This window comes from Amycolatopsis sp. NPDC031561 (genome assembly GCF_055580625.1).
The window spans coordinates 701,177-715,092 of the sequence record NZ_JBVILA010000002.1 but is presented as its reverse complement, the minus strand read 5'-3'; the positions used below and the strand labels follow the sequence as shown (position 1 = coordinate 715,092).

At 69.2% G+C, this 13,916-nt stretch carries 11 protein-coding genes; 6 read left to right on the top strand and 5 right to left on the bottom strand.

Annotated features, from left to right (window positions below):
- A partial coding sequence (eccCa, locus tag ACZ5IK_RS09120; RefSeq protein ID WP_465487225.1) for a type VII secretion protein EccCa occupies positions 1 to 2,609 on the bottom strand: 2,609 nt, incomplete at its 3' end.
- Positions 2,610 to 3,103: 494 nt separating this feature from the next.
- Between eccCa and eccD the strand changes: the two genes are divergently transcribed.
- Together eccD and ACZ5IK_RS09110 are read left to right on the top strand one after the other, a co-directional pair.
- Positions 3,104 to 4,468 carry a type VII secretion integral membrane protein EccD gene (gene eccD / locus ACZ5IK_RS09115; RefSeq protein WP_465487257.1) on the top strand — a complete coding sequence of 455 codons (1,365 nt, stop codon included), beginning with the start codon at positions 3,104 to 3,106 and terminating at the stop codon, positions 4,466 to 4,468.
- Between the two features lie 23 nt (positions 4,469 to 4,491).
- On the top strand, positions 4,492 to 6,147 hold the full coding sequence (locus tag ACZ5IK_RS09110) for a S8 family serine peptidase (RefSeq protein ID WP_465487224.1): 1,656 nt from the start codon (positions 4,492 to 4,494) through the stop codon (positions 6,145 to 6,147).
- 99 nt (positions 6,148 to 6,246) lie between these two features.
- Here the strand turns inward: ACZ5IK_RS09110 and ACZ5IK_RS09105 are convergent, their stop codons facing one another.
- The 3 genes from ACZ5IK_RS09105 to eccB form a co-directional block, all read right to left on the bottom strand.
- Complete coding sequence (locus ACZ5IK_RS09105) at positions 6,247 to 7,404, bottom strand: WXG100 family type VII secretion target (RefSeq protein ID WP_465487223.1); 1,158 nt, start codon at positions 7,402 to 7,404, stop codon at positions 6,247 to 6,249.
- 5 nt (positions 7,405 to 7,409) lie between these two features.
- Complete coding sequence (locus ACZ5IK_RS09100; RefSeq protein ID WP_410604438.1) at positions 7,410 to 7,724, bottom strand: hypothetical protein; 315 nt, start codon at positions 7,722 to 7,724, stop codon at positions 7,410 to 7,412.
- A 68-nt stretch (positions 7,725 to 7,792) separates the two neighbouring features.
- Positions 7,793 to 9,418 carry a type VII secretion protein EccB gene (gene eccB / locus ACZ5IK_RS09095; protein WP_465487222.1) on the bottom strand — a complete coding sequence of 542 codons (1,626 nt, stop codon included), beginning with the start codon at positions 9,416 to 9,418 and terminating at the stop codon, positions 7,793 to 7,795.
- Positions 9,419 to 9,668: 250 nt separating this feature from the next.
- Here eccB and ACZ5IK_RS09090 point away from each other — a divergent pair, with 250 nt between their 5' ends.
- The 4 genes from ACZ5IK_RS09090 (at position 9,669) to ACZ5IK_RS09075 (ending at position 13,043) form a co-directional block, all read left to right on the top strand.
- Positions 9,669 to 9,881 carry a hypothetical protein gene (locus ACZ5IK_RS09090; protein WP_465487221.1) on the top strand — a complete coding sequence of 71 codons (213 nt, stop codon included), beginning with the start codon at positions 9,669 to 9,671 and terminating at the stop codon, positions 9,879 to 9,881.
- Positions 9,882 to 9,940: 59 nt separating this feature from the next.
- On the top strand, positions 9,941 to 11,122 hold the full coding sequence (gene eccE, locus ACZ5IK_RS09085; protein ID WP_465487256.1) for a type VII secretion protein EccE: 1,182 nt from the start codon (positions 9,941 to 9,943) through the stop codon (positions 11,120 to 11,122).
- Positions 11,119 to 11,841 (top strand): hypothetical protein, encoded by a 723-nt coding sequence (locus tag ACZ5IK_RS09080; protein WP_101612183.1) that lies wholly within the window; start codon positions 11,119 to 11,121, stop codon positions 11,839 to 11,841. The genes eccE and ACZ5IK_RS09080 overlap by 4 nt, the downstream gene beginning before the upstream one ends.
- A 242-nt stretch (positions 11,842 to 12,083) precedes the next feature.
- Positions 12,084 to 13,043, top strand: a complete 960-nt coding sequence (locus tag ACZ5IK_RS09075) for an endonuclease domain-containing protein (RefSeq protein ID WP_465487220.1) — start codon at positions 12,084 to 12,086, stop codon at positions 13,041 to 13,043.
- On the opposite strand, the gene truA is transcribed toward ACZ5IK_RS09075, so the two are convergent.
- On the bottom strand, positions 13,013 to 13,846 hold the full coding sequence (gene truA / locus ACZ5IK_RS09070; RefSeq protein ID WP_465487255.1) for a tRNA pseudouridine(38-40) synthase TruA: 834 nt from the start codon (positions 13,844 to 13,846) through the stop codon (positions 13,013 to 13,015). The two genes, ACZ5IK_RS09075 and truA, sit on opposite strands and share 31 nt — an antisense overlap.
- Positions 13,847 to 13,916: the final 70 nt, after the last annotated feature.

Below are 13,916 nucleotides of genomic sequence, written 5' to 3'. Positions count from 1 at the left end.
GCTTCCTCGGGGGTGTGGGTCAGCGCCATGGACATGATCAGCGTCCGGAGCATGGTCGACTTGCCCGACTGCGGGCCGCCGACGATCACACCGTGTCCGGCGGCACCGGAGAAATCGGCCCAGAGCAGGTCACGACGCTGCTCGTACGGACGGTCGACGATGCCCATCGGCACCTGCAGCCGTCCGTTGCCGAAGAAGCCGACCGGAGAAAGACCGCGGTCGTCGGTGGGGTTCAGGTTCGGCAGCAGGGTGTCGAGCGAGTTCGGCTCCTTCAGCGGCGGCAGCCACACCTCGTGCGCAGGCGGGCCCTGGCCGATCAGCCGGGACACGATCACGTCGAGCTCGCTGGGTTCGACGGCCTCCTCGGGCTTGGCCTGCTCGACCGGCGCGGCCTCGATCTGCTGCGGCTCCGGCTCCTTCGGCAGTTCGACGAAGTCCGGGACGAACAGCTGCGGGCGCTTGTCCGCGCGGACCACGGTCGCGACCGGGCCCGCCGCCTTGATCCCGGCGGGCCGGTACGGGCCCGAGACGTACGAGGCCTTGAAGCGGACCAGCGTCGAGGTGTCGTACTTGAGGTAACCGCCACCGGGCACGGACGGCAGCTCGAACGCGTCGGGCACGCCGATCGCGGCACGGGATTCCGCGGCGGAGAAGGTCTTCAGGCCGATGCGGTAGGAAAGGTGCGAGTCGAGACCGCGCAGCTTGCCCTCTTCCAGCCGCTGCGACGCGAGGAGCATGTGCATCTGCAGCGACCGGCCCAGCCGTCCGATGGCGACGAACAGGTCGATGAAGTCCGGCTTCGCGGCCAGCAGCTCGGAGAACTCGTCACAGACGATGAAGAGCGCGGGCAGCGGGTCGAGGTCGGCACCGTTCTCGCGGGCCTTCTCGTACTCCCAGACGTTCTTGAAGTTACCGCCGTTCTTCAGCGCCTCCTGGCGCCGGTTCATCTCACCGGCCAGCGCGTCCTTCATGCGGTCGACCAGCGTGACTTCGTCCGCGAGGTTGGTGATGACCGCGGAGACGTGCGGCGCGGCGTCCAGACCCATGAACGTCGCACCACCCTTGAAGTCGACGAGGACGAAGTTCAACGTGCTCGACGAGTGCGTGGCGAGCATGCCCAGCACCAGGGTGCGGAGGAACTCGGACTTACCGGAACCGGTCGCCCCGATGCACAGGCCGTGCGGGCCCATGCCCTCCATCGCGGCTTCCTTGATGTCCAGCTCGACCGGCTGGCCGTACTCGCCGACGCCGAACGGGACGCGATAGCGGTCTCGCACCGGGCGCGGGCGCCAGGCCTGCTGGACGTCGAAGGTCATCGGGTCGCCGGGGATGCCCAGCAGTTCGAGCAGGCCGGGGTTGGACAGCAGCGGCTCTTCCTCGGCGGCGTCCTGCGCGGCGGTGCCGACGCGGTACGGGGCGAGAAGTCGTGCCAGCGCTTCGGATTCGACCACGCTGAGGGTGTCCGGACGGCCGAACCACTCGACACCGCCGGCGCTGCGCGCGCCGAGGCGGTCTTCCTCGACGACCAGCCGCAGGCCACGACGGGCCGCGAGGTTGCCGATGGAGTCGGAAAGGTCGATCAGGGTGACGCCGACCAGACCCTCTTCGAGGATGATCTGCTCCTCACGGGTGACCTCGGCGTCGTCGACGATGATGACGACGTGCGGCTGGTCCGGTGCGGGCGTCGCGTTGCGGGAGAACCGCTGGCGGTCACGGAGTTCTTCGTCGAGCCACTGTTCGATCTGCGCGAGGGAGCCCGCCATCATCCGCAGCTGGCCGATGCCGTCGGCGAGCGCCGGGTGCTGGGCGTGCGGCAGCCACTTCGCCCACTCCCACTCCTCCTTGGCGCGGCCCGCCGTCGCGACCGCGATGAGGACGTCGTCGGGGCTGTGGAAGGTGACCAGCTGGGCCAGCATCGCCCGGGTGAGGCCACGGGTGAGGCCACGGTCGCCCTGCATGCTGACCGCGGCGAACCCGCGGAGGGTGATCTGGGTCGGCAGGTCCGGGACGATCGAGTGCGCGCGGACGAACCGGCGCAGCGCCAGCGTGGCGATCGGCTCGAGTTCGTCGACGGGGCCGGTCTGCGGCGGCACGAGCCGCGTCGCGAGCCGGTGTGAGCTGCGGCCGACGCGGAGGTGGAGGAAGTCCTGGTCGTTCTGGCGGCGTTCCCACATGCGGCGGCTCGCGGCCAGCGACCACAGCGTCTGCGGGTCGGGGTGGACCCACTCGAGCGCGGCGCGCTGGTCGACCATGGCCTCGCGGGCCCTGTCACGCATCTGGCCGAGGTAGCGCAGGTAGTCCTTGCGGTCCTCGTCCATCTCGGCCTTTTTGGCGCCGCCACCCTTGCCCGCGCCGCCTGCCATCATGCCGACGGTGCTGAGCACCATCATGCCGCCCATCATCATCATCATGGGATTGCGTCCACCCGTGGTGAACATGAAGACCATCATCCCGAGGGACGCGACGATCATCACCGCGGGAAGCAGCTTCATGACGATGTTGCCCGGGATGGTGCGCGGCACCTCTGGCGGCGGTTCGAGATGCACCTCGCCGCCCGGCGGGCGCGGTGCCGCCAGGCGCGGTGACTTCTTGAACTGCAGCGTGCTCATCGAAGGACCCCTCTTCAAACTCGACGATGGCGGCCACCGTTGGTGCGCGTACTGGTGCGCGAGACAACCTATCGAACGTGGCCGGTGAAATCCGGACAACGCCGAGAACGCCCCCGGCCGGGGGCCGTACGCATGTCGGGAGTGTAGGGCTCCGTACCGACAGTCCCCAACGAACCCGCAGGCCTCCGGCCAGGGCGCGGCGACTTTAGCGGGCAAAGTGCGATCCGGCGGCCGTCGACTTTCGCGGGCTAAGTGCGATCCGGCGGCCGTGAGACCTCCGGGATGCTTAGGGTCGCTAAGCGTCGCAGTTTGCCCGCTAAAGTCGCCGCGCCCGGCCGCTGGTGGGAGGGCCGAGGAGGGCACCTGCCTACATTTGCCGGTCTTTTTCCGACAGTCGATGATGTGGGCACCCGGGTTCGGTATAGGTTCCCCGGGGACCAGACTTTCAGGGCAGGGGGAAGGCAGTGGCAACGGGCACGACGGTATTCAGCAGGGTGACGGTGGTCGCGCCACGCACCCGGATCGACGTGGCTTTGCCGGCTGACGTCGCGGTGGCGGACCTGCTGCCCATGCTGTTGGAGATGGCGAAGGAGGCGACGCCGGACGGCGGCGCCCGCCACGGCGGCTGGGCGCTGGCGAAGCTGGGCGACGCGCCGCTCGACCCGAGCCGGACCCTCGCGTCCCTCGGTGTCGTCGACGGCGAACTCTTGCAGCTGCGCAAACGCAACGAGAACCCGCCGCCTCCGCTGTACGACGACGTCGTCGACGCGATCGCCGAGTCCTCCCCGGACAGCTTCCGTCCGTGGACCAAGGAGACGGCGCGCCGCTTCGGACACATCGCGGGCGGCCTGGCGCTGTTCTTCGCGGCCCTCGCTCTCTTCACCAGCGGGTCCTTCTACGGCGGCAACGCCCTCGCCGCCGCGATCGCGGGCGGCGTCGGCGCGATCGCGTGCGTCGCCGTCGGCGCGACACTGGCCAAGGCCTACAAGGCCGAGGCGACCGGCGTGCTGATCGCCGCGGCGGGCGGTCTGCCGTTGTCCTTCGTCAGCGGGTTCTACATCGTGCCGGGGCTGTCCCTGTGGGCGAACCTGCTGCTCGCGAGCGCTCTCGTGATCATCGTGGCGGCGGTCTGCATCCTCGTCATCGGGCACGGGATCACCACCTTCATCGCGGCCGCGACGACGGCGACGATCTCGGCGCTGACGTTCCTGGCCGCGACGCTCATCGACACCCCGATCGCCGGTGTCGCCGCCGGCGCGGTCGCGTTCTCGCTGGCCTGCATCTCGATCCTGCCGCGCGCGACGATCAAGCTCGCGGCCCTCCCGACGCCGCACGTTCCCGGCAGCGCCGAAGAACTCAAGGAAGACTCGGGCTTCCCCGACTACCGCGCCATCGAGCGCCGCACCGCGGTCGCCCACGAGTACATGACCGGTCTGCTGACCGGCTGCGGCGCGGCCACGGCGCTGTTCGCGATCATCGCCTCGACGTCTCCGTCGATCTTCGGCCCGATCCTCGGCGTGATCGCCACGCTGGTCCTGCTCCTCCGGGCGCGGGCGTACGCGAACGGCGCGCAGGCCATCGCGCTGCTGACCACCGGAATGGTGTCGGGCGCGGGCATCCTGCTCGGCTGGATGTGGTCGGCGAGCCCGCTGAACCGCGTCCTGTTCGTGTTCGGCGCGCTGCTGCTGATCGGCGCCGGCGCACTCGTGGTCGGCGTGATCTTCCCGAACCAGCGCTTCTCGCCGCCGCTGCGGCGGACCGTGGAGATCTTCGAGGCCGTCTTCATCGCGACGGTGCTCCCGCTGGCGCTCGGCGTCATGGATCTCTACACCACGCTGCGCCACCTCAACTTCAAGTGACGACCCGATCGGATGATGCTCTGATGGCCGCAGCGCGGAAGTCCAGGGGGACGCGCGTCCGCCACCTCGGCCTCGCCGGACGTACCGGAACGGTGCTGCTGGCGGCCGGTATCGGTGTTCTTTCACCGGCGTCGGTGGCGCTTCCCGCGTGGGCGCAGCAAAGCAGCGTCGCGCCGGACTCCGGTGGCTACTACGCGACCCCGCCTCCGGTTGAACCGAACAAGAAGCCGAGCGACTCGGGCAAGCCGGACAAGACCTACGAACAGAAGACGCAGTGCGTGCAGCGCAGCAAGCTCGGCGGCGACCAGGTCGACATCAAGAACCGGCCTTGGGGCCAGGAGTACCTGCAGATCGAAAAGGTGCACCAGCTGATGCGCGGCGCCACCAAGTCGGTCGGCGGGGGCGTCAAGGTCGCCGTGATCGACACCGGCGTCACCGCGCACCCGTACTTCAACGGCCGTGTCGAATCGGGGGGCGACTACGTCGCGACCCCCAACGGCGGCAAGGCCCCGGGACTCGAAGACTGCGACGGCCACGGCACCGAAGTGGCGGGGATCATCGCGGCGAACCCACCCGACGCGAGTATCGGGTTCCGGGGCGTCGCGCCGGATGCCACGATCCTGTCGATCCGTCAGTCGAGCCAGAACTACGAAGAGGCGGAGAAGAAGGCGGAACCGCCGCCCAACACGGCATCCAACTCCGCTCCGCCTCCTTCGTCGAACAATCCGGGTTCGCAGCTTCCGCCTTCCTCACAGGGGAACGGCGCAGTCGGCGGCGCGGCGGACGGAACCGCACCAGGTCAGGACAAGGGCGGGCGACAGCAAGAGCAGGGCAAGACCGCGGGCACGCTGACAACGCTCGCGCAGGCCGTGGTCCGGGCCGTCGACAAGGGCGCCAATGTCATCAACATGTCGGTCGACAACTGCCGCGCGGCCAACGGCAGCATCAGCAAGGGCGAGCAGGAGCTCCAAGCGGCGGTGAACCATGCCGTTCAGAACAACGTGGTCGTCGTCGCGGCGGCGGGCAACGTCGGCGACAAATGCCCGCAGAACGATCAGCCGGACCCCAAGTCCCCCAAAACGATCGTCACGCCGCCTTGGTTCTCCGAAGACGTGCTTTCGGTCGCGGCGATCGACGACACCGGCGGCGTCGCGGAATTCAGCGTCAACGGACCGTGGGTCAGCGTCGCCGCTCCGGGCACCAAGATCATCTCCCTTGACCCGGCAGAGGGCTCGAGCAGCCTGGCCAACCTGACCATCGAGGGCAACGGGGAACCCGGCGCCATCCAGGGGACCAGCTTCGCCGCGCCGTACGTCGCCGGCGTGGCCGCACTCGTACGCGCGAAGTTCACAGGTCTGAGCGCGCGTGAGGTGATGAACCGGATCAAGGCGACGGCGCAGCACCCGGCGGCGCCGGGCGGGCGTGACAACTTCGTCGGCTTCGGCGTCATCGACCCGATCGCGGCGCTGACGGCGGTCGTGCCGTCGGAAGCGGACAAGGCCAAGCCGGTTCAGCTGCCCACGGATCTGCCGCCCCCGCACGACCGCGACTCCGCCCCGATGATCGTCGCCCTCGCCGGAACCGGTGGAGGCCTGGTGGCGCTGCTCGTCACGCTGTTCGTGGTGCACTCGGTCCGCCGCAACCGGCCGACCACCTCGCCCGGCCGTAAAACCCCGTAGGACTTGCGTTTCGCGGGCTAATCGCGATCTGTCCGGGACTCGCCTCCGAGCCGCCCAGATCGCGATTAGCCCGCGAAAGTCGCTCTGCCCTCGGGGCACCTACTTGGCGGGCTTGGGCTTCTGAGCGGGTTTCACGGGGGTGTCGTCCTCGCCGATCACGGGCGGGACGACCTGGCCCGGCTCGCCGACCACGTCGGACGGCTTCGACGCAGGCCGCGTTTTCGACTGGTGAGCCGTCTGGCCTCCCCCGCCTCCGCCCATCCCCATCATGGGCGCCATCCCCATCGGCATCATGGCCGAACCGGTCCCGGTGGCCTGCCCCTGAACCGGAGCGGCCTGCACGGGCGCGACCTCGGGGACCAGCGCCTGCCCTTGCTCGATCAGCGGTTCCTGCGACCCGGTCTTGCGGCCGTCGGCGGGATCGGCGGCGGACGGCGACGTCGACTGTTCGTCGGACGCGGCACCGGAATCCGCTTCGACGGCTGCGGTCTTTCCCTGCTGCACCGGCGCATCCGCCGCAGCGGACTCGTCGTGGAGCTTGAACTCGTCCTGCGGGAACCGATGAGCGATCTCGATGCTCCGGGAAGCGGCGTCAGGATCGTCGACACCGTCACAAAGCCGCACAAAGCCCTCGAGGACGTTGCGAGCGGCTTCGAAAAGCGCTTTGGCCGACTCCTGCGCCTCCTCCAACTGAGTCCGCGCTCGCCGGACGCCGCCGACCGGCAGCATGGCGGTCTCGGAAGTCAGTTCGGCCGTATCGACCAGGACCTCTACGAGATCGGTCAGGATGCGACGGACCGACAGCACCAGCTCGTCGAGCGAGCCCGCCAGCGCGGTGAGGGCGTCTTCGACGTCGTTGCCCGCGACGTTGATGTCCGCGATGTACGCGACGAACGCATCGGCGTCTTTGCCGGACCACCCGGCGTCGAGACGGCCGAGGTCCTCCGACAGTTCCTTCGAAACCGTGCCCGCGGTCGCCGCGGCTTTCCGGAGCCTGTCCGCCTCGTCCTTCAAGTCCTCCCAGCGCCCCACCAGCGGGGTCAGGTAGGCCTCGACCGGATCGATCAGCCCCAGATGGCCGGACAGCTCCGAAACGAAGTCGAGATGCGGCCTTGCCGCCTCGACCAGGTCCTCACCGCCCGCGCCGGTCGCGTTTAGCGGGCTAAACGCGACCGGGGGCGCTTCGGGAGCGGCAGGGCGTGCGGCCGCCATCGGGTGCGGGATGGAATCCGTCGGGTTCTCCGACTCGGCGATCATGCGGTTCAGAGCTCCACGGCGCGTTTGATGATCTGGGCGGCCTCGTCGTCGTGCCCGGCGTGCCGCGCGGTCACCGTGTGCAGGGCCTCCGACGCCGACCGCAGCGCGGCCGCGCCTTCCACCAGCTGACGCCGGATGGCCTCGGCCGCACGTCCGTAAGACGCGCCGAGGCCCAGTTCCTCCCCCAGCGCGCCGTGGGATTCGACGGTGACGCCGTCCCCGGTCACGTCGGCGGCCGCCAGCTCGAGCTCTCCGGCGGCCGCGTCCACCCGCTTCGCGTAATCACCGACGACGACGCCGTCGATCTTCAGGCCGGCCACTGCACCCTCCACTCACCCGATACTGCTTGGGCGTTGAGACGCTCGCGCCGACCTGGGGGTTCCCGCGATCAGTTGCCCGCCGGAGCCTGCTGCGACTGCGGCGTGACCGAACCGGCCCGGTCGTCGATCGGCACCGTGTCGAACGCGCGAAGCACGTCCTGCGTGTTGAGTGAAGCACCGGTCGGCAGGATCCGGACGATCGACTCGGGTGCGGGCACCCGCTTGTTGAGCCCGATCGAGTCGGCCGTGACCGCGTCGGGGACGCCGTACCGGATCCCGCGATCGGAGATCAGCTGGATCGGTCCCTTGTCGAAGGTCTCCTTGCCCGTCGCCGACTGGACGACGGCCGCGAAACCGGGCTCCATGAAGAAGCTGTTGATCGGCGCGCCGACCGGGCCGGGGGTGCCGATCTTGACACCGGGCGCCGAACCGTCGGCGTTCCTGCCCTTCGGCAGCTTGTCGTCGACGAACACCGCGGTGTGCCCGTCCCTGCTGGCGCCTTCGCCGGTGATGGACCAGCTCAGGCAGGAAACCCGCGAACCCTGGGTCGCGTTGAGCACCGTCGGCACGGCCTGGGGGTACGCGTCGAGCTCGACGAAGCCCTGCTGCCCCGCGGTCACCCGCGTGATGTTGCGGATCTTGCCCTGCGCCACGGACATCACCGAGGTGCTGCCGTCGTTCTTCCCGGTCTGGACGATGTCCGCGACCGCCGGGGAAACGGGCTGGATCCCTTCCTTCAGGATGATGTGGAAGTCCTTCCGCCCCTCGGCCTGCTCGGTGGAGAAGACATCGCCGACCTTCAGGCCTTCGATCTGGAAGTTCGGGTTCTCCCCCTTGCCCGGGACGTCCGGCAGCTTCAGCTCCGGCACTTCGGGAATCGCGTCCAACAGGCCCTGCGAAATCCCGCGAGGCTGGTCGGGCAGCTTCAACGCGGAAAGGACCGCGCTCGCGTCAGGCTTGATCTCCGCCTTGACGGCGTTCGCGTTCGGGAGGTTGGGATTCGCCGCCAGCCGGTAGATCAGATAGGTCCTGCCGTTGGCCCCCTTGGCCAGCAGGGCCTCGTTCTGACCGAGCTCACGGTTTCCGAGTTGCTTCACACCGGCGTAGACGGTCGTTTCCGTCTTCGTCAGATCGGGCTTCGGCACCGACGGGTCGTACATGACCTCGTCGCACACGCCCCAGTCCGCGCTGACGCGCTGGCCTTCCGTCGGCATCAACTGCGGGCCGTTGGGAATGCCCATGAGCTGGCCGCGCGGAATGTTCTTCAGCTGTTCGTCCGAAACGACTGTGGGGTTCTTCACTTCGGAAGCCTGAGTGGGCCCGGAAGGCTTGGTTCCCGCCTGCTGCGCCCCCTGCTTCGACTGCGCGATGATCAGCAGCCGCGCGGAGGCGAGGTTGAAGGTCGGGATCAGTTTCTTCGGATTCCCGGCCACGACGTAGACCGTCCCGGACTGTTCGCCGATGACGATGTTGCCCGCTTCCGGAACGGAGGGCTTCGGGCTCAACAGTCCCCAGATCACGAAGACCAGGACGCCCAGCGCGGCCAGCACGACGCCCACGATGGTGGCCCGCGTGTGCGTGCGCATCGGGTCGTGGAGCATGACTGCGTCGCGACGGACCAGCGCGGATTGCATCCGGCGCAGAACGAACTGATAAGCCTGAACTTGAGACTTAGTAGTCGGTGTTGATGGCATTCTCGACCTACAGTCCTCCCCGTCGCGGTACGGTTCCGCAGGATAGCCGTACGGGGACCGTCTGGTGTGGGGTTTCTACCAACTCCAGCTAGTGTCAAGTTCCTCGGGACCGGCTTTCCGGGTACGTAGCACGCACGAGGGGAAGAGAAAGCGCGGATGTCCGTCACCACTCCTCCACGTCCGCCCGGCCCTCCGGGGTCGCAACCTCCGGGCCGTCCTCCGGGACCGCCGCCAAGGCCAGGCAGACCAGGTGGTCCGGGTGGCCCGGCCGGAGGCCCGGGAGGCCCCGGTGTTCCTCGTGGACCCGGTGGCCCTGGCGGACCGCAGGGTCCTGGTGGCCCGGGAGGGCCTGGGGGTCCCGGCGGACCTGGTGGCCCGGGAGGCCCCGGTGGGCCAGGCGGCCCTGGCGGTCCTCCGTCCGGTGGCCCCAGCCCGCAGCCCGGTCCTCCGCCCGCTCCGGTGACCCGGATCGCGGCGCCCTCGCGGCGCCGGACCGGTGGGATCAACCTCGGTCCGCTGCCCGTGGCGAATCTGGTCGTGCTCGAACTCGGGCTCGCGATCGGCCTCGTCCTGCTCGCGATCGAAATGAAGCTGAAGTACGTCGCGATCGGCGTACTCGGGGTCGCGATCATCATCGCGTTCCTGCGCTGGGGCGGCCGCTGGTTCACCCAATGGGCTGGACTCACCCTGCGGTACATGTTCCGTTCGCACGATCGGGTGGCGAACCCGCTTCCGCCGAGCAGCATCGAGACGCTCGCCGCCGAAGAGGACGCCGTCACCGGCCCCGACGACGCCCGGGTGAACCTGCTGCGCCTCGCCGTCCCCGACCTCGTCGTCGCGCACGGTGTGGACCACGAACGCCAGCAGGTCGGTCTCGCTTGGAACGACGGAACGTGGACCGCGGTCCTGCTCGTCGAACCCGCGCCCGCGCTGATCACCCAGGCAGGTGGCGCGCCGAGCCTGCCGCTGTCCGCGCTCGCGCCGTGTCTCGAAGACCGCGGTGTGGTCCTCGACTCGATCCAGATGATCTGGCACTGCTACCCGGGTAGCGCGGCGCTTCCGTCGGACTCGCCGGCGCTCAGCTCCTACATGGAGGTGCTCGGCCCGCTGCCCGCGGCGGCGCGGCGCACGACGTGGGTCGCCATCCGGCTCGACCCGCGCCGGTGCCCGGCCGCCATCCGCGAACGCGGCGGCGGCGTCGTCGGTGCGCATCGCGCGCTGATCGGCGCGCTGTCCCGGGTGCGCAACGCCCTGGAGTCGCAGGGTGTGCCGACCCGGCCGCTCGATCCGGACGAGCTGCTGCGCTCCAGCATTTCGGCCGCGGAACTGACCGCGGTCGCCGGTTCGCCCACGAAGGTCGGCCTGCAGGAACGCTGGACCGGCGTCACCGCGGCGGGCATCGGGCACGCGAGCTACGCGATCACCAGCTGGCCGAAGGGCAAGATCAGCGGCAGCCTGAACGCGCTGACCAGTGTCCGCGCGCTGTCGGCGACCGTGGCGATGTCGATCTCGCCGTCCGCGGACGAAGGCAAGATCGGCCTGCGGGGCATCGTGCGCCTGAGCGCGCGGAACCCGCGTGAACTGGACGCGGCCGACCAGCGGCTGCAGGGCGTCTCGGAGCGGCTGGGTGTGGCGCTGACTCCGTTGCGCGGCCTGCAGATCTCCGGGTTCTCCGCGACTTTGCCGATCGGAGGCACGGCATGAGCACCCGTATGCGTGACGCCGGGCAGAACGCCGGTGTCGCCCCGGAATTCACCGTCGACCCGGCGATGCTCGACGCGATCAGCCCGTCCGGCGACCGGGGCGGGATCGTCCTCGGCTCCGGGCTCAAGGGCGAGCCGCTGACGATCTCCGCGCTGCGCTCGACGCCGACCCGGATCGTGCTCGTCGGCGGCCTGTACCTGGCCCGCCAGGTGGCGCTGCGGGCGATGGCGGTCGGGGCGTGGGTCGTCGTGGCGACCGGTCGTCCGGCCGCGTGGCAGGTTCTTCCGCAGGCGGCGGGAAATCAGCCCAACGGCAGGCCTTCGCCGCTGGTGCAGATCCGGCGGCTGTCGCCGGTGGATCTCCCGCGCCCGTCCGAGGACGCGCCGCTGCTGGTGGTGACCGATGGCGGCCCGACGCCGCAGGACCTGTTCCCGCCGCGGTCTCCGTGGCAGACGACGGTCTACGTGCTGCCGTACCTGCACCCGCAGGCCGGGGCGACCGCGAACGCGGCCGACCTGGTGCTGATGCAGCGGCTCCCGCCGGGTCAGGCCGAACTGGCCGCGCGGATCTGGCGGCTCCCGCCGCAGATGATGAAGCAGCTCACGACGTTGAAGGACGACCAGGTCGTCGCACTGGGCCGCAACCTCTGGCGTCCCCTTCGCCTGGTCACCACCGCGAAAGAACAGCAACTCCTGGGCCCAGTCCGGCGCGGCGACTAACCCCGACGCAGCGACTTTCGCGGGCTAATCGCGCTCCGCGGGGGCATTGTCCACATCGGACAGTGCCCCCGTTTTGCGTTCCGGCCGCGTCACGATTAGCCCGCGAAAGTCGACCTGGGGCGCGAGATTGGCTGTCAAGGGGCAATCGCGCTGGCTGTGGATAAGCGGGGGCTTGTGGATAGACAGCCCTCGTAGACCGGCGATGGGCATGCGTTGTCGGTCTTGCAGATCATCGTGTTCGCATGACCAAGCCGTTCGATTCATCTCATCTCCCCGACATCTTCCGCGGCTCCGAGGCGCGCAAAGCGGGGCTCATCACCGCGAGCCGGCTGCGCGGTCCCAGCGTCCGGAGGCTGTTCCAGGACGTCTACACGCGCGCAGACGTCGAGGTCACACACGAACTGCGTTGCCGGGGCGCCGCGTTGCTGGCGCCTCCGGAAGCCGTGCTGACCGGACGATCGGCCGCGACCGTTCATGGTGTCGCGCTGGCCAACCCCGGCGATCCGGTCGAGATGGTGGTACCCGAAAAACACCGCTTCGGCCCGATAGACGGCATCAAGATTCGGCGTACCGAGGTCAAACCCGAAGAATCGAAGCCGTGGAACGGTATTCGTATCGCGCGTAGGAGCCGGATCGCACTGGATCTACTGCTCCGGCTTTCTCCGCGCAAATCCGGGTGGGTCCGGCGGCTCCGCATCGGTGTCCCGGATCTGGACCAGTTCATGAGGGCCACGAAACTGACCGATCTGCATCTCAACGGGGAGTTCTACGGGCGCCGCAATCGGGGAATCCGCTTGGCCAGACATGCTTTGCGGCTGTCCGACCCTCGTGCGGAGTCACCCCCGGAATCGGAGGTCCGCATCGTGCTGGCCGCCGGGGGCATCACGGCGACCCCTCAACTCGAGGTCTTCTCCCGAACCGGCCATTTCATCGCTCGCCTCGACCTCGGGGACGAGAAGTTCCGAGTCGCCATCGAGTACGACGGCCGATGGCACAACACACCGAAACAACAGGCGTACGACCGCAAACGCCGAAGACGGGCAGAAGCCGAAGGCTGGCGCTTCGTCATCGTCACCGCGGAAGACCTCGCGAACGACCTCAGAGACGTCGTCGAGGCCGTCTGGCGCGCCCGACGTGGCGCGTTTAGCCCGCTAACTGTGCCGCGGCCGGGTCAGGAGGAAGTGCGCATGGCGCGCGTTTGATCGGCGCGGGAGGCGAGTTCGCTGTCCGCCGGGTAGTCGACGGCCATCAGCGTCAGACCGTGTGCGGGAGCGACTGCGCTGTCGCGCGTGCGGCTCTCCAAGACGTCGCCGGGCCAATCCAGCGGACGACGACCGTCGCCGACCAGGAGCAGAGCCCCGACCAGGCTGCGCACCATCGAATGGCAGAACGCGTCGGCGGAGACGTCGACCTCGACCGTGTGCGGTCCGGTTCGCCGCCAGACAAGCCGCTGCAGCTCTCGAATAGTCGTCCCACCTTCGCGCTGCTTACAGAAAGCCGCGAAGTCCTGGAGCCCCATCAGAGACGCCGAAGCCTCGTTCATCGCGTCGATCGAGAGCGGCCGTCCCCAGGCGAGCGTGTCGTGACGCCGCAAGGGATCCACGCCCCAAGGCGCATCCGAGACGCGGTAGAGATAGTGCCGCCGCACAGCGGAAAACCGTGCGTCGAACCCGGGCGCGGCGACCCGGGCACCCAGCACCCGCACGTCACCCGGCAGGTACCGGTTCCAGCGGTGCCGCATCCGCCCCAGGTCAGGAATGCCCTGCTCGTCCAGTTCCAGACGACCGGATCGCGTTTTGCCCGCTAAAGGCGACACGTCGACGTGGACCACCTGGCCGGCCGCGTGCACACCGGCATCGGTGCGGCCGGCGACGACGACGGACTTCGGGACCGAGGCTCCTGGAGGCTGTTTCGCGAGCGCCTCTTCGAGGACTCCCTGGACCGTGCGCCGCCCGGGCTGCCGGGCCCAGCCGGAGAAGTCGGTGCCGTCGTAGGAAACATCCAGACGCAGACGAACGAGCCCGCCCTCCGCAGTGGGAGTGGCGGGCTCGTCCGGGGTGTTCGGTGCCGTCAGG

Coding starts and splice junctions, on each gene's coding strand:
- ACZ5IK_RS09110 (WP_465487224.1), top strand. CDS start 4,492: ATGGCCGCAGCGCGGAAGTCCAGGGGGACGCGCGTCCGCCACCTCGGC.
- ACZ5IK_RS09080 (WP_101612183.1), top strand. CDS start 11,119: ATGAGCACCCGTATGCGTGACGCCGGGCAGAACGCCGGTGTCGCCCCG.
- eccB (WP_465487222.1), bottom strand. CDS start 9,418: ATGCCATCAACACCGACTACTAAGTCTCAAGTTCAGGCTTATCAGTTC.
- ACZ5IK_RS09075 (WP_465487220.1), top strand. CDS start 12,084: ATGACCAAGCCGTTCGATTCATCTCATCTCCCCGACATCTTCCGCGGC.
- ACZ5IK_RS09105 (WP_465487223.1), bottom strand. CDS start 7,404: ATGATCGCCGAGTCGGAGAACCCGACGGATTCCATCCCGCACCCGATG.